The 21507-nt window shown below is 62.5% G+C and carries 27 protein-coding genes and 2 pseudogenes; 28 read left to right on the forward strand and 1 reads right to left on the reverse strand.

Translation table 11 applies throughout. The features are described from left to right. The first annotated feature begins 3 nt into the window (after nt 1–3). The 26 genes and pseudogenes from rplB to ADT71_RS22200 all read left to right on the forward strand — a co-directional run bounded on the left by rplB (nt 4) and on the right by ADT71_RS22200 (nt 17126). Nucleotides 4–840, forward strand: coding sequence for a 50S ribosomal protein L2 (gene rplB / locus ADT71_RS22075; protein WP_054440310.1), 837 nt, complete (start codon nt 4–6; stop codon nt 838–840). A 6-nt stretch (nt 841–846) separates the two neighbouring features. Then, the gene (rpsS, locus tag ADT71_RS22080) at nt 847–1125 is read left to right on the forward strand and encodes a 30S ribosomal protein S19 (protein WP_054440312.1); all 279 of its coding nucleotides are present in this window, start codon (nt 847–849) and stop codon (nt 1123–1125) included. Beyond that, entirely contained in the window at nt 1125–1502 is a 378-nt protein-coding gene (gene rplV, locus ADT71_RS22085; RefSeq protein ID WP_054440314.1) for a 50S ribosomal protein L22, read from the forward strand. The genes rpsS and rplV overlap by 1 nt, the downstream gene beginning before the upstream one ends. Nucleotides 1503–1505: 3 nt before the next feature. Further along, nucleotides 1506–2201 carry a 30S ribosomal protein S3 gene (gene rpsC, locus ADT71_RS22090; protein WP_054440316.1) on the forward strand — a complete coding sequence of 232 codons (696 nt, stop codon included), beginning with the start codon at nt 1506–1508 and terminating at the stop codon, nt 2199–2201. Between the two features lie 22 nt (nt 2202–2223). Continuing rightward, the gene (rplP, locus tag ADT71_RS22095; protein ID WP_021233439.1) at nt 2224–2658 is read left to right on the forward strand and encodes a 50S ribosomal protein L16; all 435 of its coding nucleotides are present in this window, start codon (nt 2224–2226) and stop codon (nt 2656–2658) included. A 12-nt stretch (nt 2659–2670) separates the two neighbouring features. After that, nucleotides 2671–2871 carry a 50S ribosomal protein L29 gene (rpmC, locus tag ADT71_RS22100; protein ID WP_054440318.1) on the forward strand — a complete coding sequence of 67 codons (201 nt, stop codon included), beginning with the start codon at nt 2671–2673 and terminating at the stop codon, nt 2869–2871. An 11-nt stretch (nt 2872–2882) separates the two neighbouring features. Further along, nucleotides 2883–3152 (forward strand): 30S ribosomal protein S17, encoded by a 270-nt coding sequence (gene rpsQ, locus ADT71_RS22105; protein WP_054440320.1) that lies wholly within the window; start codon nt 2883–2885, stop codon nt 3150–3152. Between the two features lie 162 nt (nt 3153–3314). After that, the gene (gene rplN / locus ADT71_RS22110; RefSeq protein WP_054440322.1) at nt 3315–3683 is read left to right on the forward strand and encodes a 50S ribosomal protein L14; all 369 of its coding nucleotides are present in this window, start codon (nt 3315–3317) and stop codon (nt 3681–3683) included. After that, a complete protein-coding gene (gene rplX / locus ADT71_RS22115) occupies nt 3683–4000 on the forward strand; it encodes a 50S ribosomal protein L24 (RefSeq protein WP_054440323.1) in 318 nt (105 codons plus the stop codon). Before rplN ends, rplX begins: the two co-directional genes overlap by 1 nt. Next, entirely contained in the window at nt 3993–4571 is a 579-nt protein-coding gene (gene rplE, locus ADT71_RS22120) for a 50S ribosomal protein L5 (RefSeq protein WP_054440325.1), read from the forward strand. The genes rplX and rplE overlap by 8 nt, the downstream gene beginning before the upstream one ends. A gap of 29 nt (nt 4572–4600) precedes the next feature. Further along, a complete protein-coding gene (rpsN, locus tag ADT71_RS22125) occupies nt 4601–4906 on the forward strand; it encodes a 30S ribosomal protein S14 (RefSeq protein ID WP_054440327.1) in 306 nt (101 codons plus the stop codon). Nucleotides 4907–4918: 12 nt separating this feature from the next. Next, complete coding sequence (gene rpsH / locus ADT71_RS22130) at nt 4919–5314, forward strand: 30S ribosomal protein S8 (protein ID WP_054440330.1); 396 nt, start codon at nt 4919–4921, stop codon at nt 5312–5314. Beyond that, nucleotides 5314–5847, forward strand: a complete 534-nt coding sequence (rplF, locus tag ADT71_RS22135; RefSeq protein ID WP_054440332.1) for a 50S ribosomal protein L6 — start codon at nt 5314–5316, stop codon at nt 5845–5847. Before rpsH ends, rplF begins: the two co-directional genes overlap by 1 nt. Continuing rightward, nucleotides 5847–6185, forward strand: coding sequence for a 50S ribosomal protein L18 (rplR, locus tag ADT71_RS22140; RefSeq protein WP_054440334.1), 339 nt, complete (start codon nt 5847–5849; stop codon nt 6183–6185). The genes rplF and rplR overlap by 1 nt, the downstream gene beginning before the upstream one ends. 2 nt (nt 6186–6187) lie before the next feature. Next, nucleotides 6188–6900 (forward strand): annotated as a pseudogene (rpsE, locus tag ADT71_RS30640) (30S ribosomal protein S5). A 5-nt stretch (nt 6901–6905) separates the two neighbouring features. Further along, on the forward strand, nt 6906–7082 hold the full coding sequence (gene rpmD / locus ADT71_RS22150) for a 50S ribosomal protein L30 (RefSeq protein ID WP_054440396.1): 177 nt from the start codon (nt 6906–6908) through the stop codon (nt 7080–7082). Nucleotides 7083–7279: 197 nt separating this feature from the next. Then, nucleotides 7280–8548: a hypothetical protein gene (locus tag ADT71_RS22155; RefSeq protein WP_054440336.1), complete on the forward strand. Its 1269-nt coding sequence runs from the start codon at nt 7280–7282 to the stop codon at nt 8546–8548. 99 nt (nt 8549–8647) lie between these two features. Next, a complete protein-coding gene (rplO, locus tag ADT71_RS22160) occupies nt 8648–9127 on the forward strand; it encodes a 50S ribosomal protein L15 (RefSeq protein ID WP_054440338.1) in 480 nt (159 codons plus the stop codon). A 202-nt stretch (nt 9128–9329) separates the two neighbouring features. After that, a complete protein-coding gene (secY, locus tag ADT71_RS22165) occupies nt 9330–10697 on the forward strand; it encodes a preprotein translocase subunit SecY (RefSeq protein ID WP_054440340.1) in 1368 nt (455 codons plus the stop codon). Between the two features lie 34 nt (nt 10698–10731). Continuing rightward, nucleotides 10732–11379: an adenylate kinase gene (locus ADT71_RS22170; protein WP_054440342.1), complete on the forward strand. Its 648-nt coding sequence runs from the start codon at nt 10732–10734 to the stop codon at nt 11377–11379. Nucleotides 11380–11761: 382 nt separating this feature from the next. Next, a complete protein-coding gene (gene rpsM / locus ADT71_RS22175) occupies nt 11762–12130 on the forward strand; it encodes a 30S ribosomal protein S13 (protein ID WP_021233423.1) in 369 nt (122 codons plus the stop codon). Between the two features lie 66 nt (nt 12131–12196). After that, entirely contained in the window at nt 12197–12586 is a 390-nt protein-coding gene (rpsK, locus tag ADT71_RS22180; RefSeq protein WP_007011846.1) for a 30S ribosomal protein S11, read from the forward strand. Nucleotides 12587–12692: 106 nt separating this feature from the next. Next, nucleotides 12693–13760, forward strand: coding sequence for a DNA-directed RNA polymerase subunit alpha (locus ADT71_RS22185; protein ID WP_054440344.1), 1068 nt, complete (start codon nt 12693–12695; stop codon nt 13758–13760). A 131-nt stretch (nt 13761–13891) separates the two neighbouring features. Next, a complete protein-coding gene (locus ADT71_RS22190) occupies nt 13892–14299 on the forward strand; it encodes a diacylglycerol kinase family protein (protein WP_054440346.1) in 408 nt (135 codons plus the stop codon). 145 nt (nt 14300–14444) lie between these two features. After that, complete coding sequence (rplQ, locus tag ADT71_RS22195) at nt 14445–14867, forward strand: 50S ribosomal protein L17 (RefSeq protein ID WP_054440398.1); 423 nt, start codon at nt 14445–14447, stop codon at nt 14865–14867. Nucleotides 14868–14970: 103 nt separating this feature from the next. After that, a pseudogene (locus ADT71_RS22200) lies at nt 14971–17126 on the forward strand (prolyl oligopeptidase family protein). Nucleotides 17127–17132: 6 nt separating this feature from the next. Here the strand turns inward: ADT71_RS22200 and ADT71_RS22205 are convergent. After that, nucleotides 17133–17762: a trimeric intracellular cation channel family protein gene (locus ADT71_RS22205; protein ID WP_054440401.1), complete on the reverse strand. Its 630-nt coding sequence runs from the start codon at nt 17760–17762 to the stop codon at nt 17133–17135. 138 nt (nt 17763–17900) lie between these two features. On the opposite strand from ADT71_RS22205, the gene ADT71_RS22210 reads away from it, so the two are divergent. Beyond that, entirely contained in the window at nt 17901–19223 is a 1323-nt protein-coding gene (locus ADT71_RS22210) for a cytochrome P450 (RefSeq protein ID WP_054440348.1), read from the forward strand. 48 nt (nt 19224–19271) lie between these two features. After that, entirely contained in the window at nt 19272–21443 is a 2172-nt protein-coding gene (gene ligA / locus ADT71_RS22215) for an NAD-dependent DNA ligase LigA (protein ID WP_054440350.1), read from the forward strand. The last annotated feature ends 64 nt before the right edge of the window (nt 21444–21507 follow it).

Consider the following 21507-nt stretch of genomic DNA (forward strand, 5'->3'; position numbering starts at 1 on the left):
CCGATGGCACTGAAGCATTACAACCCGACCAGCCCCGCCCGCCGCGGCCTGGTCCTCGTCGACAAGTCGTCGCTCTGGAAGGGCAAGCCCCTCAAGGCGCTGACCGAAGGCAAGAGCAAGACCGGTGGCCGCAACAACAAGGGCCATGTCACTTCGCGTGGCATCGCCGGCGGTCACAAGCAGAAGTACCGCTTCATCGACTTCAAGCGTCGCAAGTGGGACATGGAAGCAACCGTGGAGCGGATCGAATACGATCCCAACCGCACTGCTTTCATCGCGCTGGTCAAGTACGCCGACGGTGAGCTGACCTACATCATCGCGCCTCAGCGTCTGGCCGTTGGCGACGTCGTCGTCGCCGGCGAGAAGACCGACGTGAAGCCCGGCAATGCCATGCTTCTGTCGCAGATGCCGGTCGGCACGATCTGCCACAACGTCGAGATGAAGCCCGGCAAGGGCGGCCAGATCGCACGTTCGGCAGGCACCTATGTGCAGGTCGTCGGTCGCGATCGCGGCATGGTCATCGTTCGTCTGAACTCGGGCGAGCAGCGCTACCTGCGTGGCGATTGCATGGGCACCGTTGGCGCCGTGTCGAACCCCGACAACGCCAACCAGACCCTTGCCAAGGCTGGTCGCGGCCGTTGGCTGGGCCGTCGCCCGCTGACCCGCGGTGTTGCCAAGAACCCGGTCGACCACCCGCACGGCGGTGGTGAAGGCCGTACCTCGGGCGGCCGTCATCCGGTCACTCCGTGGGGCAAGCCGACCAAGGGTGCTCGCACTCGCAACAACAAGCAGACGGACAAGATGATCATCCGTTCGCGCCACGCCAAGAAGAAGAGGTAAGACACGATGGCACGTTCCGTCTGGAAAGGCCCCTTCGTCGACCTGTACCTTCTCAAGAAGGCCGAGGTCGCGCAGGATGCCGGCAACCGCGCTGGTCCGATCAAGACCTGGTCGCGTCGCTCCACCATTCTCCCGCAGTTCGTTGGTCTGACCTTCTCGGTCTACAACGGGCACAAGTTCATCCCTGTCTCGGTCAACGAGGACATGGTCGGCCACAAGCTCGGTGAATTCGCGCCCACGCGCACGTTCCCCGGCCACGCCGCCGACAAGAAGGGCAAGCGCTAATGAGCAAGCAGGCAGCACCCCGCCGCGTTGGCGAGAAGGAAGCTCTTGCGGTTGGCACCACCATTCGTGGTTCCGCCCAGAAGCTCAACCTCGTCGCCGCTCTCATCCGTGGCCGCAAGGCCGAGGACGCGATGAACATCCTGGCCTTCTCCAAGAAGGCCATGGCCCAGGACGCCCGCAAGATCCTCGCTTCGGCGATCGCCAATGCGGAAAACAACCATAACCTCGACGTCGACGCTCTCGTCATCGCCGAGGCATCGGTTGGCAAGTCGATCACGATGAAGCGCTTCCACGCGCGCGGTCGCGGCAAGTCCACCCGGATCCTCAAGCCGTTCTCACGCCTGCGGATCGTCGTTCGCGAAGTCGAGGAGGCCTGATCCATGGGTCACAAGAGCAATCCGATCGGTCTGCGTCTGCAGATCAACCGTACCTGGGACAGCCGCTGGTTTGCGGAAGGCCGGGACTACGGCAAGCTTCTTGAGGAAGACCTCAAGATCCGCAAGTCCATCATGTCGACCCTGCCGCAGGCAGCGATCTCCAAGGTGGTCATCGAGCGTCCGGCCAAGCTGTGCCGCATCTCGATCTACGCAGCCCGGCCCGGTGTGATCATCGGCAAGAAGGGTGCGGACATCGAGAAGCTGCGCAAGCAGCTCTCGGCCATGACTTCGAGCGAAGTGAAGCTGAACATCGTCGAAATCCGCAAGCCGGAAATCGATTCGAAGCTCGTCGCTCAGGGCATTGCCGACCAGCTGGTCCGCCGTGTTGCGTTCCGCCGTGCGATGAAGCGCGCCGTTCAGTCGGCCCTTCGTCTTGGTGCCGAAGGCATCAAGATCACCTGCGGTGGCCGTCTCGGCGGCGCCGAAATCGCTCGCGTGGAATGGTATCGCGAAGGCCGCGTTCCGCTGCACACGCTGCGTGCGAACATCGACTATGCCGAAGCCGAGGCGCTGACCGCCTACGGTATCATCGGCATCAAGGTCTGGATCTTCAAGGGCGAAATCCTTGGCCATGACCCGATGGCGCAGGATCGTCTGATGATGGAGGCTCAGACCTCCGGCGTCCGTCCGGCGCGCTGAGGCTTGAGGTAGAGTAAGCACCATGCTGCAACCGAAAAAGACCAAGTTCCGCAAGGCTTTCAAGGGCCGGATCAAGGGTGATGCCAAGGGCGGCACCGACCTGAACTTCGGTTCGTACGGCCTCAAGGCCCTCGAGCCCGAGCGGATCACCGCCCGCCAGATCGAAGCGGCTCGCCGCGCGATCACGCGTCACATCAAGCGCCAGGGTCGTCTCTGGATCCGCGTCTTCCCCGACGTGCCGGTTTCGAAGAAGCCTGCTGAAGTCCGTCAGGGTAAGGGCAAGGGTTCGGTCGAATACTGGGCGGCCCGCGTCAAGCCCGGCCGTATCCTGTTCGAACTGGACGGCGTCGCTGGCCCGCTCGCAGCCGAGGCTTTCAGCCGCGCTGCGATGAAGCTGCCGATCAAGACCAAGGTCGTGGCTCGCCTCGGCGACACTTCGCACCTTGGCGGCGAGTAAGGAAGTCGAATCATGGCAAACAAGATCGAAGACTTTCGTGCCAAGACCGACGATCAGCTGACCGCTGACCTCGCCGACCTTAAGCGCGAACAGTTCAACCTGCGGTTCCAGGCCGCGACCAACCAGCTCGAAGCCCCGGCGCGGGTGCGTGAAGTCCGCCGTGACATCGCGCGCATCAAGACGCTCCAGGCCGAGCGCGCGGCGCAGGCCTGAGGAGACACACGATGCCCAAGCGTATTCTGATCGGGACCGTGGTTTCCGACAAGACCGACAAGACCGTTACCGTACTGGTCGAGCGCAAGGTGAAGCACCCCCTTTACGGGAAGATCATCCGCCGCTCGAAGAAGTACCATGCTCACGATGAGGACAACGCCTTCAAGACCGGCGAACGTGTCCGCATCGAGGAGACGAAGCCCTACTCGAAGACCAAGACCTGGAAGGTTCTTGACCGTCTTCAGGCGAGCAAGGGCACGGCACTGGAAGCAGAGGTCTAAGGACCTCGGCCTCCAGGCCGAAAGCAGAGTGTTGACCTGGACGGGAGAATGCGGCAAAGGCCCGCACTTCGCCCGTCAAGGCGACTCGGGCCCCTAGTGGGCCTGTCTTTTTAGGAACTGCCGGACTGGTTCCGGCAAGCCAGTTGAGAAGGACCCGGATCGATGATCCAGATGCAATCCAATCTCGACGTCGCGGACAACAGCGGCGCCAAGCGCGTCCAGTGCATCAAGGTGCTGGGTGGCTCGAAGCGTCGTTTCGCAGGCGTTGGCGACATCATTGTGGTGTCGGTAAAGGAGGCGCAGCCCCGCGCCCGCGTGAAGAAGGGTGACGTTCACCGTGCGGTGATCGTGCGTACCCGCAAGGACGTGCGCCGTGCAGACGGCAGCGTTATCCGCTTCGACAGCAACGCGGCGGTGCTCATCAACAAGAACGAGGAGCCGATCGGCACTCGTATCTTTGGCCCCGTCGTTCGCGAGCTGCGCGGCAAGGGCTTCATGAAGATCATCTCGCTCGCTCCGGAGGTGCTGTAATGGCTGCTTCGAAGATCAAGAAGGGTGACGCCGTCGTCGTCCTGTCCGGCAAGGACAAGGGCCGCACCGGCACCGTGCTTCAGGTTCTCCCGAAGGACGGCAAGGTCGTGGTTGAAGGCGTGAACGTCGCAACCCGTCACCGCAAGCCGACCCAGCAGAACCCGCAGGGTGGCATCGAGCGCATTCCGGCCCCGATGGCGATCAGCAAGATCGCGGTCGCCGACAAGGACGGCAAGCCGACGCGCGTTCGCTTCGAAACCAAGGACGGCAAGAAGGTCCGCGTGGCCGTGAAGTCCGGGGAGACCATCGATGGCTGATTACACTCCGCGCATGCGCACCCGCTATGACGACGCCGTCGTCAAGGCGATGACCGAGAAGTTCGGTTACAAGAACGCAATGGAAGTGCCCAAGATCGAAAAGATCACGCTCAACATGGGTGTGGGCGAGGCCAGCCAGGACAAGAAGAAGGTCCAGACTGCCGCTGCGGAAATGGAAGCCATCGCTGGTCAGAAGCCGGTGATCACCAAGGCCCGCAAGTCGATCGCACAGTTCAAGCTGCGCGAAGGCATGCCGATCGGTTGCAAGGTTACCCTGCGCCGCGAACGCATGTACGAATTCCTCGATCGCCTCATCACGATCGCAATGCCCCGCATTCGCGATTTCCGTGGTCTGAACCCGAAGTCTTTCGACGGCCGGGGCAACTACGCGATGGGTCTTAAGGAGCAGATCATCTTCCCGGAGATCAGCTACGACAAGATCGAGAAGGTGCGTGGCATGGACATCATCGTCACCACCACCGCAAAGACCGACGAGGAAGCGCGCGAGCTGCTCCGTCTGTTCGGTTTCCCGTTCCCGGCTGAAGAGTCGGAACAGAAGGAAGCGGCGTGAGCCGCCGCTGAGGAAGAGAGCTTAAGTCCATGGCGAAACTGAGTTCCGTGAACAAGAACGAGCGCCGCAAGCAGCTCGTTAAGAAGTATGCAGGCAAGTACGCGCGCCTTAAGGCGGTTGCCGATGATGAATCGCTCGACGAAACCGAGCGTCTCATCGCCCGTCTGAAGCTGGCCGAAATCCCGCGTAACGGCAACCCGACCCGGGTTCGCAATCGTTGCGCGACCACCGGCCGTCCGCGCGGTTACTACCGCAAGTTTGGTCTCTGCCGCATCGAGCTGCGTGATCTTGCCAACAAGGGCATGATCCCCGGCGTGACCAAGTCGAGCTGGTAAGGGTACGAAGCAATGGCTATGACCGATCCCCTGGGTGATATGCTCACCCGCATCCGCAACGGGCAGCAGGCGAAGAAGGACACCGTTCTTTCGCCCGCATCCAAGCTTCGTGCGCGCGTTCTGGAAGTTCTCCAGCGCGAAGGCTACATCCGTGGCTACAGCGATGACGCTACCGGCGCTCATCCGCAGCTGCGCATCGAGCTGAAGTATTTCGAAGGCGAGCCTGCTATCAAGCACATCGCTCGCGTCTCCAAGCCTGGCCGCCGCGTCTACTCGGGTTCGAAGGAACTCCCGGTTGTTCGCAATGGCCTCGGCATCACCATCGTCTCGACGCCGCGCGGCGTGCTTTCGGATGCCGAAGCGCGCGCTGCCAACGTCGGCGGCGAAGTGCTGGCGGAGGTGTTCTAATGAGCCGCATCGGCAAAAAGCCGGTTGTGATCCCTGGCGGGGTCACTGCCGCCATCGATAACGGCATCCTGACCGTCAAGGGCCCGAAGGGCACCCTGACGCTGGGTCTGTCGGACCTCGTGACCTACTCGGTCGAGGAAGGTTCGATTGCCGTTCAGCCCGCCAACCAGACCAAGGCTGCCCGCAGCCACTGGGGCATGCAGCGTACGCTGGTGGCCAACCTCATCGAGGGCGTCACCAACGGTTACACCAAGGTTCTTGAGATCAAGGGCGTTGGTTACCGTGCGAATTCGCAGGGCAAGACGCTCAAGCTTCAGCTTGGCTTCTCGCACGACGTTGACGTCGCTGTCCCCGAGGGCATCGAAATCAAGACCCCGGATAACACCACGGTCGAGATTTCCGGTATCGACAAGCAGAAGGTCGGCCAGGTTGCGGCCGAGATCCGTCGCTGGCGCAAGCCCGAGCCTTACAAGGGCAAGGGTATCAAGTACCGTGGCGAGTTCATCTTCCGCAAGGAAGGGAAGAAGAAGTAATGGCCAAGCTGTCTCTTTTCGATCGCCGCGCTCGTCGCGTTCGTACCGCACTGAAGGCTCGTTCGGGCGGCCGTCCTCGTCTGTCGGTGCACCGCACCGGCCGTCACATCTATGCGCAGATCATTGACGATGCGCAGGGCCGTACGGTGGCCGCCGCCAACACGCTTGGCGCCAAGGGCACTGACAAGGACGCCGCGATCCGCGTGGGCAAGGAACTCGCCGAGGCCGCCAAGAAGGCGGGTATCACTTCGGTCGTGTTCGACCGTGGCGGTTTCCTCTTCCATGGCCGCGTCAAGGCGCTGGCCGATGCCGCCCGTGAAGGCGGGCTGGAGTTCTGATCATGGCTGACGAAAACATCAACGAAGCGCCGATCGCCGCTGAGCAGCCGCAGGGCGGCGAAGCGCAGGAGACCCGTGAGGGTCGCGGTCGCGGTCGTGGTCGCGGTGAACGCGGTGAGCGTGGCGGCCGTGGCCGTCGCGATGACCGTCGCGGTGGCCGCAACAACGACGAGGAACAGGGCGAGGAGCTCATTGAGAAGCTCGTCCACATCAACCGCGTCTCGAAGACGGTCAAGGGCGGTAAGCGCTTCGGCTTCGCTGCGCTGGTCGTCGTAGGCGACGGCAAGGGCCGTGTCGGCTTCGGCCACGCCAAGGCTCGCGAAGTTCCCGAGGCGATCACGAAGGCCACTGCTTCTGCCAAGAAGAAGATGGTCCGCGTGGCGCTCAAGGAAGGCCGCACTCTTCACCACGACGGCAAGGGCCACTTCGGCGCCGGCAAGGTGAACGTGCGTTCGGCTCCGGCCGGTACCGGCATCATCGCCGGTGGCCCGATGCGCGCCGTGTTCGAGAGCCTGGGCGTCGCTGACGTCGTCACCAAGTCGGTGGGCACCTCGAACCCGTACAACATGATCCGCGCCACCTTCGACGCGCTCGTCAACCAGACTTCGCCGAAGTCGGTTGCCCAGCGTGTGGTAAGAAGGTCGCCGACCTGCTTGGTCGCGGTGGCGTCAGCGAAGCAGAGGCCGAGGCCGCTGCCGAAGCCATCGTGGAGTAAGGCTCATGGCAAAGATCAAGATCAAGCAGATCGGTTCGCCGATCCGTCGCCCCGAAAGCCAGAAGAAGATCCTCATCGGTCTTGGCCTGGGCAAGATGCACAAGGTCGTCGAACGCGAAGACACCCCGGAAGTCCGTGGTGCGATCGCGAAGCTGCCACACATGGTTGTGGTGATCGACTGATCAGCCTGTATCAGGCACGATAACCGGAAGGGCCCTGGCGGAAACGTCGGGGCCTTTTTCGTTTCGGTCGAGCTTTACATTCCCTTATCCCGCGTCTTATCGATGCTGCGCATAATCCGTGCGTAGCCGTGTCGGTTCCTCCACCTTTGGTGCCACTTGTGTTAAGCGCGGAGATCTGGATTTCCCCGGGGGATACTTTGCTTCGCAGGACCATCGCGGCCACATCACTGTCTCTGGCCGTTCTCGCTCTTTCGGGATGTGAAGGCAGCGAGCCGCCCGATAACGGTGAAACCTATGTTCAGGAGAGTCCGGCTGCCGAGCCGGCCTGTAACGATCCGCTCGCCGATCCCGCTACGCTGGAGCGTGATCGCGAGGCCGACAAGGCGCTCAAGACGCTTCTCGCGTCAGGACAGGCCGATCCGGTTGCCGAGGCGCGCAAGGCTGCGGCGGCCGGAGATTTCCGGCTTGTCGCTGCGGTGACGCTTGGCGGCATCGACACCAGCCAGTTCGGTGCTCAATGCGTGCTACGGGGAGGACTATCTCCCCGGATGGCGCGTGTCGTGACCTACTTCGGTGAGGATTCGCTACCGACGCCCGCGCCCAGTGAGGCGCCGAGCGGTGGGACCGAAGATCGGCTCGCGACATTTGCACGGACTTTCAATGAAGCGCTGATCGCTGATCCGGCGTATCCATATCGAGACGTGTGCCGGTCCGTTCCCGTCCTGGCTGTGAAGAAGGGGGCTGCAGCGCAGGAGCCTAACGTCGCGAAGGGTCCAGAGCGCGCTTATGGTTACGCAAAGCTCGGCCCGTTGCCAGAAAACGCCACGCTCGCCGATGCAGCGCGCCGCGGCAATGTTGCGGCTTTGCGGCGGATGCTTGACGAGGAACCTTCGGCCGACCCGACAGGTGATGCGCTGGATGCGCCGCAGACCATCGATTCCCCAGATCTGTTCGGAATGACGTCGCTTGCCTGGGCAATTGCCTATCATCGTGACGGAGCGGCTCGTTTCCTGCTTGCACGGCAGGCCAGTCCTTCCGGAGCACAATGCCAGGCACTCATGGATCGCGATTCGCCGATGCAGATTGCGCGAGCGCAGGGCTGGCTGCAAATGGTCCTGAAGATGAAGGCGCTTGTGCCTGAGGCCGATTATGCCCGCCTCGCGGAAGAGCCGGCCTTGCCCGATGGAAACAAGGCGCAATTCAACGCCGAACTGGCGAAACTGGGCGATCGTTACGGCACGATCTTCAATAAGGACGAGCTCACTCGTCATGAATTGAAGTTCACCGTTAACGCTGGTGGGCGCGTAACCTCTTGTTCTTTCGAACCGAAAACTGTTTCACCAGAGTTCGACGCGGATATTTGCCGGCTTGGTGCCGAGGTGTTCAAATGGAAGCCCGCACGAGACGCTGAAGGCCGTTCGATCCCCGGAAACGGGAAGCTCATGATCCGCCTCCGAGGCAGTTAAGAGCCGCAGTTCCGGATTCGGGGGTGACATTGCGCCGCGGTTCGCTTATGGGCCGCGCCTTCCCATTAGCGCGACTAAAAGCGAAAGCGAGTGCAGACTATGAAATTGAATGACATCCGCGACAACGCCGGCGCCCGTCACCGTCGCATCCGCGTCGGCCGTGGCATCGGCTCGGGCAAGGGCAAGACCGCTGGTCGTGGTCAGAAGGGTGCCAAGGCACGCTCGGGCGTTTCGATCAACGGCTTCGAAGGCGGCCAGATGCCGCTTCACATGCGCCTTCCGAAGCGCGGCTTCAGCAACAAGAAGTTCGCCAAGGATTACGCGGAAGTGAACCTCGGCATGATCCAGAAGGCGATCGACGCCGGTAAGCTGGACATCTCGGGCACCGTTGATCACGCGGTTCTCCAGGCCGCTGGCCTGGCTCGTGGTGGCAAGGACGGCGTCCGCCTGCTGGGCAAGGGCGAACTGACCACCAAGGTCGAGTTCAACGTTGCCGGTGCTTCGAAGGGTGCCGTGGAAGCGGTCCAGAAGGCTGGTGGTTCGGTGATTCTTCCTGCCAAGGAAGCCGCCGAAGCCTGAGCCATCGCAACCGCGATATGCTCATAGGGGGAGGGCGGGCGCGATGCGCTTCGCCCTCTCTTCATTCAGACTGCCTTTCGGCGACAGGTCTTCCAGAGCCGGCGCGAATGTCTATATGAGCGGACCAGAACCGGGGTTCGACAAGCCTTCATGCAGTCGCTAAGGCAGACCCGAACCGACTATCGAGGCTTTACAAATCGTCATGGCTTCCCGCGCCGACAATATCGCCAGCACTCTGAGCCTGGCCAACTTCTCGAAAGCCACCGAGCTAAAGAACCGAATCTGGTTCACCATCGGTGCGCTGATCGTCTTCCGCTTCCTGAGCTTCGTTCCGCTTCCCGGCGTGAACCCGCTGATTCTCTCGCAGCTCTACAGCAAGACGCAGGGCGGCATTCTCGACCTGTTCAACACTTTCTCGGGCGGTTCGCTTTCGCGAATGAGCCTCATCGCGCTCGGCGTGATGCCTTACATCACGGCGTCGATCGTGGTCCAGCTCGCCGCATCGCTCCACCCCGCACTGGTGGCGCTGAAGAAGGAAGGCGAAACCGGCCGCAAGAAGCTTAACCAGTACACCCGGTATGGCGCAGTTCTCCTTTGCGCGATCCAGGGCTGGTTCCTCGCGGTCAGCCTTGAGGCGTACGGCGCTTCGAACGGGCTTCAGGCCGTCGTCGATCCTGGCCTGGTGTTCCGCATCGGTGCCGTGATTTCGCTCGTCGGGGGCACGATGTTCCTGCTGTGGCTTGGTGAGCAGATCACCTCGCGCGGCATCGGCAATGGTGTTTCGCTCATCATCATGGCGGGCATCGTCGCCCAGATGCCGACGTTCGCGACGAACGTCGGACAGGCCTACAGCGCGGGCGACACGGGCTCGATCCTCATCATTGCGCTGATCGTGCTGATCGTCGCCATGATCCTGATGATCTGCTTCATGGAACGTGCGCAGCGCCGTCTGTTGATCCAGTATCCGAAGCGGGCGACTCAGCGCGGGATGATGCAGGCCGATCGCAGCCATCTGCCGTTGAAGATCAACACCGCAGGCGTGATCCCGCCGATCTTCGCCAGTTCGCTGCTGCTGCTGCCGCTGACGATCACTCAGTTCGCGGGTAAATCGCTGAACCCGGAATCGACCTGGGGCAAGATCGTCGTTTCGCTGAACCAGTACCTCGGTCACGGCAAGCCGCTCTACATGCTGCTTTATGCAGCGGGCATCGTGTTCTTCTGCTTCTTCTACACTGCGGTCGTCTTCAATCCCGAGGAAACCGCTGACAACCTGAAGAAGAACGGTGGCTTCATTCCCGGCATTCGCCCGGGCAAGAACACCGCGAATTATCTCGATTACGTGCTGACCCGCATCACCGTGATCGGAGCGATCTACCTGACCATCGTCTGCACCGTTCCGGAGTACTTCCTCTCGATGACCGGTCTGCCGTTGCTCTTCATGGGTGGAACGAGCTTGCTGATCGTCGTCAACGTGACCGTCGACACGATCACGCAGATCCAGTCGCACCTGCTGGCACACCAGTATGGCGACCTGATCAAGAAGGCGAAACTGAAAGGCAGACTGCGCTGATCGGCGCTCGCCAGGGACAAATGAGGGGTAAGGCGTGAATATCATCCTGTTGGGCCCGCCGGGGGCGGGCAAGGGCACCCAGGCGCAGCGTCTGGTCGAGCGGCATGGCATGCGCCAGCTTTCGACTGGCGACATGCTCCGCGCTGCGGTGAAGGCTGGTACGCCTACCGGGCTGGAAGCCAAGGCAGTGATGGAGCGTGGCGAGCTCGTTTCGGACGAGATCGTCTCAGCTCTGATCGGAGACGAACTGGACGCCATGGGGTCCGGTGCCGGTGCGATTTTCGACGGTTATCCGCGCACGGCGGCTCAGGCCGAATCGCTTGACGGAATCCTGGCCGCACGTGGTCGCAAGCTCGATCACGTGATCGAACTTGAAGTCGACGAAGAGGCGCTTGTCGAGCGGATCACCGGCCGTTTTTCCTGCGCCAGTTGCGGGAAGGGCTATCACGACAAGTTCGAGCAACCCAAGGTTCCCGGGGTCTGCGACAAGTGCGGTGGGACGGAATTCAAGCGCCGTCCTGACGACAATGCGGAGACCGTTAGGACTCGTCTGGCAGAGTACCGTGCGAAAACTGCGCCGATCCTGCCGATCTATGAGGCGCAGGGAATCGTTGCCAGGGTCGATGGCATGGCTGACATGGACGATGTCACCGCAGCCATCGAAGCGGTCCTGAAATCCTGATGATGCGGCCGGGCGAAAGTCCGGCCGTTCTCGTTTGCGGTATGCGTGCCGGTGGCGCTGCCGTGACGATGCGCCGCGTGGGGCTTCCTGCGCGGCGATTTTCGCTTTCTTTGACTACCGTACGCGGATGCGGTAAACAGTTGGCGCAAGGTCTGCTCTCGCCGCCCACACGGGGCCGGTGATCGAGCGGCACGGTTCGCGGGCGTTGACACGCCTTTCGAATCGTCCTATGCGCGCCCTTCACTCAAAGGTTTCGGCAAGTCCGGGGGCGTTGGCAACAAGCGTGCCGCCAACCGGACCTTTTGTCATTTACGCCTTTCGGGTGAAAAGCGTTGAGATGGGGGTCGTCCCTAGGGCGCTCCTGTGGAGCATGGAGATTTAAGTGGCTCGTATTGCCGGGGTAAACATCCCCACCAACAAGCGCGTTATCATCGCGCTCACCTACATCCATGGTATCGGTCGTACCAAGGCTCTCGAGATCGCCGACAAGCTCGGCATCGATCACAGCCGCCGTGTTCAGGACCTGTCGGACGCCGAAGTCCTGCAGATCCGCGAAACCATCGACGCCGATCACACGGTTGAAGGTGACCTTCGTCGCGAAACCGCGATGAACATCAAGCGCCTGATGGACCTCGCCTGCTACCGTGGCCTGCGTCACCGCAAGGGTCTGCCGGTTCGTGGCCAGCGCACGCATACCAATGCGCGCACCCGCAAGGGCAAGGCTAAGCCGATCGCCGGCAAGAAGAAGTAAGCCGTTCGGGCCGAGCAATCGGCCCATCCGGTTTCCCCCAGCGATTTTTCGACAGGATACACGATCATGGCACGCGAACCCCAGCGCATTAAGCGCCGCGAGCGCAAGAACATCACCAGCGGCATCGCGCATGTGAACGCCAGCTTCAACAACACCATGGTGACCATCACCGACGCCCAGGGCAATGCGATCAGCTGGTCCTCGGCAGGCATGATGGGCTTCAAGGGTAGCCGCAAGTCGACGCCGTACGCCGCGCAGGTCGCCGCTGACGACGCCGGCAAGAAGGCCGCCGAACACGGCGTCCGCACTCTCGAAGTCGAAGTCAAGGGCCCGGGTTCGGGCCGTGAGAGCGCCCTGCGCGCCCTCCAGGCGGTCGGCTTCACCATTACCTCGATCCGCGACGTGACGCCGATCCCGCACAATGGCGTGCGTCCTTCCAAGCGTCGCCGCGTCTGATCGAGCTAATCCGGACGACGAACCGGTCGTCGTCCGGGCTTCGGAACGTCCCGAGCCTTTCCACCAGGCTCCGGGGCGTAACCGCCATCACTCCCAGGGGAAGTCCATGACTGTCAACATCAAGAACTGGCAGGAACTCAAGAAGCCGAACAGCCTTGAGATCAAGCCGGGACCCGACCCCAAGCTGAAGGCGACCTTCGTCGCCGAACCTCTCGAGCGCGGTTTCGGCCTGACGCTCGGCAATGCGTTGCGTCGCGTGCTGCTCTCCTCGCTGCAGGGTGCTGCGATCACCTCGATCAAGATCGAGAACGTGCTGCACGAATTCTCGTCGCTGGCCGGTGTGCGCGAGGACGTCACGGACATCGTCCTCAACGTCAAGCAGATCGCGCTCAAGATGCAGGGCGAAGGCCCGAAGCGTCTCCAACTGTCGGCTACCGGACCGGCAGCGGTCAAGGCGGGCGACATCGCCGTCTCGGGTGACATCGAGGTCATGAACAAGGACCTCGTGATCTGCCACCTCGACGAGGGTGCCACGCTCAACATGGAACTGACCGCCGACACCGGCAAGGGCTACGTCCCCGCCGTGTCGAACCGTCCCGTGGACGCACCGATCGGACTTATCCCGGTCGATTCGCTCTACTCGCCGGTGCGTCAGGTCAGCTACAAGGTGGACAACGCCCGCATCGGTCAGGAGCTTGACTACGACAAGCTCAATCTGACGGTGGAAACGGACGGTACCGTGACCCCGGAAGACGCCGTGGCTTATGCTGCGCGCATCCTCCAGGACCAGCTTGCGCTGTTCGTCCACTTCGAGGACATCGCACCGGTTGGCGCCTCGCCGATGATCGGCATGGCTGCTGGCGGCGCTGCTGCCTCGGAAGAGAGCGATACCAACCAGCTCAACCGCTACCTTCTCAAGAAGGTGGACGAACTGGAGCTGTCGGTACGTTCGGCCAACTGCCTCAAGAACGACAACATCATCTATATCGGCGATCTGGTCCAGAAGACCGAAGCCGAGATGCTGCGTACGCCGAACTTCGGCCGCAAGTCGCTCAACGAGATCAAGGAAGTTCTTTCCTCGATGGGTCTGCGCCTCGGCATGGACATTCCGGGCTGGCCGCCCGAGAACATCGAAGAAATGGCCAAGAAGCTGGAGCAGGAACTGCTCGGCTGATCGGTTACTTCGATACCGAATTGAAGAGGGCTCCGCAGGAATGCGGGGCCTTTTTCTTTGGGGAACTGCTCCCTGGGCAGCAGGTGCAATCGGGTCTGGCCGATTTGCGTGCGGCTGTTTAGCGTGCTGGCATGATCGAACCTTCCGACGTGCTATCGGCGCGGACTCGCTTCAGTCTTGGCGCACGCTTCAGGAGTGTCATCTATGCGTGGCGCGGACTGCGCAGGCTTGTTCATGGCGAGCATAACGCGCGGATACACCTCGCCGCTTCGCTGTGCGTCGTGGCGGCAGGCATCTGGCTGCGAGTTTCGATGGACGACTGGCGGTGGCTCGTCCTGGCGATGGCCATGGTGTGGCTCGCCGAGGCGTTCAATACGGCGATCGAGGAGCTTTGCGACCGGATCGAACCGGGGTTCGACCTTGTCATAGGTCGGATCAAGGATGTTGCGGCCGGGGCTGTTCTAATCGCCTCTCTGGCGGCAGCGCTGATTGGTGTGTTGACGCTGGGTCCGCCGTTATGGGTGCTTGTCCAGCAGTAGTAGGCCCGTTCCGGCTTGACTCCTTCGCCGTTTTCGGGTTGAGGGCGCCACTCACACGTAAGTGAACCGGCTTTGGGCGATGGCCGAACCACATCGCCCGGCAGGCAGTACCTTGAACGGCTGCCTGACGAACGGAGTATATGAAATGCGTCATAAGCATGGTCAGCGCAAGCTGCAGCGCACCTCGGGCCACCGCGCCGCCCTTCTGCGCAACATGGCCGCCGCTCTCATCAAGCACGAGCAGATCCAGACCACCACGCCGAAGGCGAAGGAACTGCGTCCTTACCTCGAAAAGCTGATCACGCTCGCGAAGCATGGCGGCCTTTCGAATCGTCGTCTGGCGCACGCTCGCCTGATGGACGAAGCGCAGGAAAAGAAGCTCTTCGAAGTTCTGGCCGAGCGTTATGCCGGCCGCAACGGTGGCTACACCCGCATTATCAAGGCAGGCATCCGCGCTTCGGACGCCGCCCCGATTGCGATCATCGAACTCGTCGACCGCGACGTTTCGGAAAAGGGCAAGGACTCGGGCCCGGTGACCACCGACACCGAGGAATACGCCGAGGCCTGATCGCCTTTCGGCAGTCGGCTTCGTAGAGGAGCCGGCAAAGAGATTGCAGGGCGGTCGCGGGAATACCTCGCGGCCGCCTTTCTTTTTGTTTCGGGAGAACGTGATGTATCGTCTGTCGGGCCTGCTTGGGGCCGTGTTTCTTTCCACCGCTTCCAGCCTTGCGGTGGTACCTGTTTCAGCGCAGACGATGGTTCCGATGACTTATCCCGAAACACGCCGCGACGATCTCGTTGAAACCCTGTTCGGCGAGCGCATCGCGGATCCGTACCGCTGGCTCGAAAACGATGTGCGGCACGATCCGGAAGTCGCCGCCTGGGTCGAGAAGGAATCGACCTTCACCGAAGCTTACCTTGAAGGACTGCCGCAGCGTAGTTGGTTCAAGCAGCGGATCAGTTCGTTGATGAACTTCGAGCGGTTCGGTTTGCCGATCAAGGCTGGCAAGCGGTACTTCTATACCCGAAACACCGGGCTTCAAAACCAGTCGCAGCTTTTCGTGCGCGACGGACTTCACGGTGCGCCGCGGATGCTGCTTGATCCCAACGCCTGGGCGAAGGACGGTGCCACGGCACTGGATGCGTGGGAGCCCTCTCACGAAGGTCGCTATCTGCTCTATAGTGTGCAGGACGGCGGGAGTGACTGGCGTGTGCTTCACGTGCTGGATGTAACCACGGGCAAGGCGCTGGATGACGAACTGCGCTGGGTCAAGTTCAGCGCGCTGGCCTGGATCGGGGAGGAGGGCTTCCTCTACTCGCGATTCCCGGCGCCTGAGGAAGGGGCCGCGTTCCAGAGCCTGAACTACAACCAGGCGATCTATTTCCACCGGCTCGGTACGCCGCAGAGCGCCGACGAACTGGTCTACTCCACGCCGGACCATCCGGATTACGGCCACGCCGCCGAAGTGACGCAGGACGGGCGGCTTGCTGTCATCACCTCGCATATCGGCACGGATTCGCGCTACGATGTGCATGTGATCGACCTGTCGAAGCGCAAGAAGGCGGGGTGGGACGCAAAGCCCGTGGTGACGGGTTTCAAGGACGACTGGCGGCTTGTCGAAGGGGCCGGACAGAAGCTCTGGTTTGTCACCAACGAAAGTGCACCGCGCTACCGGCTCATCAGTATCGATCTCGGGGCGAAGGCTCCGGCCTTCGCGGAAGTCGTCCCGCAGCGCGAGGACATTCTGGAGCGGGCCGGTATCGTCGGCCAGCAACTCGTTCTCAACTATATGCGTGACGCGGCGAGCCATGCCGAGATTCGGGCTTGACGGCAAGCCGGCCGTGCGCTTGCGCTCAACGGTATCGGGACGGCTTCCGGGTTCCGGGGCAAGCCCGGAGACCCTGAGACCTTCTACTCCTTCACGAGCTTCAACCGTCCGGCAGCGATCTTCCGGATGAACCTCGATACCGGCATGTCCGAGCCCTTCGCGGAGCCGGTGATGGATTTCGACCCTTCGGACGTCGTGGTCGAGCAGCGCTTCTATACGTCGAGGGACGGCACGCGGGTGCCGATGTTCCTCGTGCGGCGCAAGGACGTGGTGCAGTCGGGCAAGGCCGTGCCGACGCTGCTCTATGGCTATGGTGGTTTCGACATTTCCCTGACACCGGGTTTCTCGGCCAGTCGCATGGCCTGGGTCCAGGCCGGAGGCGCCTTTGCCATGGCGAACCTGCGCGGCGGCGGCGAGTATGGACGCGCCTGGCACGATGCCGGGCGCCGTGCCAACAAGCAGAACGTGTTCGACGACTTCATCGCCGCCGGCGAGTATCTCAAGGCCGAAGGATCGCTTCAAAGGATGGCCTTGCGATCCAGGGCGGGTCGAACGGCGGGCTTCTCGTGGGGGCCGTGCTGAACCAGCGGCCCGATCTTTTCGCGGCCGGGGTGCCGCAGGTCGGCGTCATGGACATGCTGCGCTTCGACCGCTTCACTGCCGGTCGCTATTGGGTGGACGACTATGGCTATCCTGACCGGGAAGAGGATTTCCGGATATTGAAGGCCTATTCACCCTATCACAACATCCGGGCGGGCACGGATTACCCGGCGATTCTCGTGACCACCGCGGATACCGACGATCGTGTGGTTCCGGGGCATTCCTTCAAATATGCGGCGGCGCTTCAGGCCGCGCCCTTGGGTGACAAGCCGCATCTGATCCGTATCGAGACGCGGGCGGGACATGGCTCCGGCAAGCCGACCGACAAGGCGATCGAGGAAGGCGCGGATGTCCTCTCGTTCGTTGCGCGGTGGACGGGATTGAAGATTCCCGACTGAGCCCCTTCAGGATTCGCTGTCCGTTCCTTCGTGAGCGGGCAGCCCCAGGGACCAGTAGATAGCGGCTCCGCGCAGTGCGAATCCCGCCGCTGCGGCTATGGCCCAGGTCAGTTGAGGGGCGATGCCGAGGGCTATACCCGCCGCCGCGACGGTTGCTGCCAGGGCTGCGGCTGTCACGTATAGTTCCGGCCGCATCAGGATCGAAGGCTGTCCGGCCACGACATCGCGGACGATGCCGCCGACGCAGCCGGTGGCGACGCCCATGACCATCGCCGGAATCGGTGGCACGCCCCAGGCCATGGCCTTGATGGTTCCGAACACCGAATAGACCGCAAGACCCAATGCGTCGGCCCACTCCAGCAATTGTCCCTGCCACCAGCGTACCGGCGTGAACCAGGCGAGGGTCGCGACCGCGAGGCATACGGGGGCCACGAAAGGATCGCGAACCCAGAAGACCGGCGCTCCGATGAGGAGATCTCGCAAGGTGCCGCCGCCCACGCCGGTCATGAGCGCGAAGAATGCGACGGTCACGAAAGTCTGCCGCAACTGGGCCGCCGAAAGGGCGCCGGTCAGCGCGAAGACGGCGATTCCAAGGATATCGAACGCTGCGGGCAGGGCGGGCGCGTCAGGCGGCATGATCGTGGGCATGGCCTTGTCATAGCGCGCCTGTCGCCAATCGGGGAGGGGATCGCATCGCCGCGGCGTGGACAGTCCGGCTATGACGCCTCATCCATATATGATACATAGGAGATCATAAAATCGGGAGAGCAACGGGTGTCTCATCAACAAGCCTACGAAACCGCCGATTGGTATACCGACGTCTCGCTCGTCGACGATCCACATGCCTATTTCGATTACCTGCGCGCGCAAGGCCCGGTGGTGCGACTGCCATATCGTAACGCCGTGGCGGTGACGGGGTACGATGAGACTGTCCAGATCATGCTGGATACGGAGCATTTCTCCTCGATCAATGCCGTCACCGGCCCGGTTGCCGACCTGCCTTTCAGAGCCGATGGGGATGACATCTCGGAGAAGCTGGAGGCGCATCGCCGGCAGATACCGTTTGCCGATCAGATCGTGACCGAGGGCGGTGCGCGCCACGCTGACCTTCGTTCCATCATTGCGCGGCTGTTTACGCCGAGCCGCCTCAAGGATCTGCAGCCGAAGCTGCTCGCCACGGCGGAATCGCTGATCGACGAATTCGCCAGGGACGGAAAGGTCGACCTCGTGCGCCAATACGGCGGTCCCTATGGCGCGCTTGTCATTTCCGATCTCCTGGGCCTTTCTGAACGAAGCCGCGCGAAATTCAGGGCCTTGCTTGAGGGAGCGATACCCGTGCCGATGGATGCCAGCGAGGAGGACATGCTCAAGAACCCGCTAGTGGGGGTGGGGAAGGATCTGTTCAGGCTGATCGCCCAGCGGCGCATCGTCGCCCATCCGTTGATGAAGCCTTTGCACGGCCTGCTGGCGCGTGAGGATATCCTGAGCGAATTGGCCACGGCGAGCTATCCCGATGGCGGGAAGCCTTCGCTGGTCGACCTCACCAGCCTTGCGGCATTCCTTTTCGGCGCCGGGCAGGACACGACGAATCGGCTTCTTGCCAATGCGTTCCGGATCATCGCGACGAGGCCCGATATCCAGCAGGAACTGCGTGGAAACCGGGCTCGGATCGGTGATTTCGTCGAGGAAGTGCTGCGGTTCGACGGTTCGGTGAAGAGCGGCGGGCGCATGTGCCAGAAGACGACGACGCTGGGCGGAGTGGAGATCAAGGCTGGCACCGCCGTCCTGCTGTCGCACATGGCCGCCAACCGGGACCCCAGGCGCTTCGCGGAACCGGGGCAGTTCGACATGGACCGGCCGAGGATCAAGGAGCATCTCGCGTTCGGCAGGGGCGCTCATACCTGCATCGGTGCTCCGCTGGCCCGGCGCGAAGTGGTGACGAGTATCGAGCGGCTGCTCGCCCGCATGGGCAACATCCGTTTGTCCGAGGCCCATCATGGCCCCGCCGAGGCTTTGCATTTCGATTACGAGCCGACTTACATCCTACGCGCGCTGGCGGCGTTGCACCTCGAATTCGATCCGATCGAAGGGGATTAACGCGTCGGGGGAATTCCAACCCGCATCGCTCTGGCCTATTACCGCGCAATGACCAGCACTGAGACCCGCTCCGAGATCGGCCCCGAGATTGCTTCCGCGATCGGAGAAGCCGAAGCGGCCAATGAACTGATGCGCCTGGCGCGCCAGATAAAGCGCGCCAACCGCCTTTATCACGCCGAGGATGCGCCCGAGATTTCGGATGCCGAATATGACGCCCTGGTGCGGCGCAATGCTGAACTGGAATTGGCGTTCCCCCATCTCGCCCGCTCCGACAGTCCATCGAATCAGGTCGGGCACGAAGTGGCCGGCTCGCCCCTGTCGAAAGTGACGCACGAGGTTCGCATGATGAGCCTCGACAATGCTTTCACTGACGAGGAAGTGGCGGAGTTCGTGGGCCGGGTCCGGCGCTTTCTTTCGCTATCGGCGGAGGAGCCGGTAGCGATGACGGCGGAGGACAAGATCGACGGTCTTTCCTGCTCGCTGCGGTATGAGAAAGGCAGGCTGGTCCGCGCCGCCACGCGCGGGGATGGCATGGTGGGCGAGGACGTTACCGCCAATGTCGCGCATATCGCCGATGTCGTGCAGGAACTGAAGGGAGAGGATGTTCCCGAAGTCTTCGAGGTGCGCGGCGAGGTCTACATGGAGAAGGCAGCCTTCGCGGCGCTGAACCAGGCCCTGATGGCTGAAGCGCGCGCACATGCGGAGGCCAGGGGCGAGGTGTTCGACGAGGGCAAGGTCCGCCAGTTCGCCAATCCGCGCAATGCCGCAGCCGGTTCGCTGCGCCAGAAGGATGCGGCTGTCACCGCGAAGCGCCCGCTGCGTTTCTGGGCGCATGGCTGGGGCGCCGCGAGCCATGTGCCGGGGGTCAGCCAGCACGAGGTGATCCGCCGGATCGAATCCTGGGGGCTTCCGGTCTCCCCGCAATTCCGCCTGTGCCATACGCTTGAGGAAGTGCTGGAGGCCTATCGCGTCATTCGCGATGGCCGGCCCGGCTTGCCGTTCGAGATCGATGGCGTCGTCTACAAGGTCGATCGCCTCGACTGGCAGCAGCGGCTTGGTTTCGTGGCCAAGGCGCCGCGCTGGGCAATGGCTCACAAGTTTCCGGCAGAGCGCGCCGAAACCGTTCTTGAATCGATCGACGTTCAGGTCGGGCGCACGGGCAAGCTCACGCCGGTCGGGCGGCTCAAGCCGGTTCTGGTCGGAGGCGTGACCGTTACCAATGTCACTCTGCACAATCGCGACGAGATTGCGCGTCTTGGCGTCCGGCCAGGGGATCGCGTGGTCCTGCAGCGCGCCGGCGATGTGATTCCACAGGTCGTGGATAACCTGACGCGCGCCGAGGAGAGGGCGACGTTCCACTTCCCGGATCACTGCCCGGAATGTGGTAGCGAGGCGGTTGCGGAAGAGGGGGAAGTCGATGTGCGCTGCACGGGCGGCCTCATCTGCCCGGCCCAGCGGACGGAACGGCTCAAGCACTTCGTCAGCCGGGGAGCCCTCGACATCGAAGGGCTGGGGGAACGGACTATCGACGAGTTCTTCGCCAGGGGCTGGCTCGAAAGTCCGGCCGATATCTTCCGTCTGCGCAAGCGTCGCGACGAGATTCTCGCGCTTGACGGGTGGAAGGACAAGTCTGTGGACAACCTGTTGGCCGCAGTGGAAAACAAGCGCGCGCCAGATGCGGCCCGGCTGCTCTTCGGGCTCGGAATCCGCCATGTCGGAGCCGTCACAGCGCGCGACCTGATGAAGCGGTTCGAGACGTTGCCGGCCTTGCGGCTGCTGGCCGAACAGGCCCACGCCAAGGAAGGCGAGGAGGCTGCGGCGCTGGGTAGCGAGGCTTATGCCGAACTGGTGTCGATCGACGGCATCGGTCCGGCCGTGGTGGAGGCGCTGGGCGATTTCTTCCACGAAGAGCATAACCGTCAGGTCTGGGACGACCTGCTTTCGGAGGTCGCTCCCCCGCCTTACGTCGTCGAGACGGTGGAAAGCGTCGTGGCGGGCAAGACGGTGGTATTTACCGGGAAGCTGGAAACGATGAGCCGCGACGAGGCAAAGGCTCAGGCTGAGCGTCTTGGTGCCAAGGCGGCCGGGTCCATATCGGCAAAGACGGACTTGCTGGTCGCTGGTCCCGGTGCCGGTTCAAAGCTCAAGAAGGCTGCCGAGCTCGGTATCGAAGTGATCGATGAAGCCGGGTGGGCCGAGATCGTGCGCAGCGCCGGTTGAGAAAGGGCAGGGCGCCCAGGGAGGGCCCCCTGCCGCTCGTCGGCGTGAACGCCGGCGAGCGGAT

This window comes from Novosphingobium sp. ST904, assembly GCF_001298105.1.
Lineage (GTDB): Bacteria > Pseudomonadota > Alphaproteobacteria > Sphingomonadales > Sphingomonadaceae > Novosphingobium.

Coding starts and splice junctions, on each gene's coding strand:
- rplB (WP_054440310.1), top strand. CDS start 4: ATGGCACTGAAGCATTACAACCCGACCAGCCCCGCCCGCCGCGGCCTG.
- rpmD (WP_054440396.1), top strand. CDS start 6,906: ATGGCAAAGATCAAGATCAAGCAGATCGGTTCGCCGATCCGTCGCCCC.
- rplQ (WP_054440398.1), top strand. CDS start 14,445: ATGCGTCATAAGCATGGTCAGCGCAAGCTGCAGCGCACCTCGGGCCAC.
- ligA (WP_054440350.1), top strand. CDS start 19,272: ATGACCAGCACTGAGACCCGCTCCGAGATCGGCCCCGAGATTGCTTCC.
- rpsN (WP_054440327.1), top strand. CDS start 4,601: ATGGCGAAACTGAGTTCCGTGAACAAGAACGAGCGCCGCAAGCAGCTC.
- rplX (WP_054440323.1), top strand. CDS start 3,683: ATGGCTGCTTCGAAGATCAAGAAGGGTGACGCCGTCGTCGTCCTGTCC.
- ADT71_RS22185 (WP_054440344.1), top strand. CDS start 12,693: ATGACTGTCAACATCAAGAACTGGCAGGAACTCAAGAAGCCGAACAGC.
- rplP (WP_021233439.1), top strand. CDS start 2,224: ATGCTGCAACCGAAAAAGACCAAGTTCCGCAAGGCTTTCAAGGGCCGG.
- rplV (WP_054440314.1), top strand. CDS start 1,125: ATGAGCAAGCAGGCAGCACCCCGCCGCGTTGGCGAGAAGGAAGCTCTT.
- rplO (WP_054440338.1), top strand. CDS start 8,648: ATGAAATTGAATGACATCCGCGACAACGCCGGCGCCCGTCACCGTCGC.
- rplR (WP_054440334.1), top strand. CDS start 5,847: ATGGCCAAGCTGTCTCTTTTCGATCGCCGCGCTCGTCGCGTTCGTACC.
- rpsK (WP_007011846.1), top strand. CDS start 12,197: ATGGCACGCGAACCCCAGCGCATTAAGCGCCGCGAGCGCAAGAACATC.
- secY (WP_054440340.1), top strand. CDS start 9,330: ATGGCTTCCCGCGCCGACAATATCGCCAGCACTCTGAGCCTGGCCAAC.
- rplF (WP_054440332.1), top strand. CDS start 5,314: ATGAGCCGCATCGGCAAAAAGCCGGTTGTGATCCCTGGCGGGGTCACT.
- rpsS (WP_054440312.1), top strand. CDS start 847: ATGGCACGTTCCGTCTGGAAAGGCCCCTTCGTCGACCTGTACCTTCTC.
- rpmC (WP_054440318.1), top strand. CDS start 2,671: ATGGCAAACAAGATCGAAGACTTTCGTGCCAAGACCGACGATCAGCTG.
- rpsC (WP_054440316.1), top strand. CDS start 1,506: ATGGGTCACAAGAGCAATCCGATCGGTCTGCGTCTGCAGATCAACCGT.
- rplE (WP_054440325.1), top strand. CDS start 3,993: ATGGCTGATTACACTCCGCGCATGCGCACCCGCTATGACGACGCCGTC.
- rpsH (WP_054440330.1), top strand. CDS start 4,919: ATGGCTATGACCGATCCCCTGGGTGATATGCTCACCCGCATCCGCAAC.
- ADT71_RS22205 (WP_054440401.1), bottom strand. CDS start 17,762: ATGCCGCCTGACGCGCCCGCCCTGCCCGCAGCGTTCGATATCCTTGGA.
- ADT71_RS22190 (WP_054440346.1), top strand. CDS start 13,892: ATGATCGAACCTTCCGACGTGCTATCGGCGCGGACTCGCTTCAGTCTT.
- rpsQ (WP_054440320.1), top strand. CDS start 2,883: ATGCCCAAGCGTATTCTGATCGGGACCGTGGTTTCCGACAAGACCGAC.
- rplN (WP_054440322.1), top strand. CDS start 3,315: ATGATCCAGATGCAATCCAATCTCGACGTCGCGGACAACAGCGGCGCC.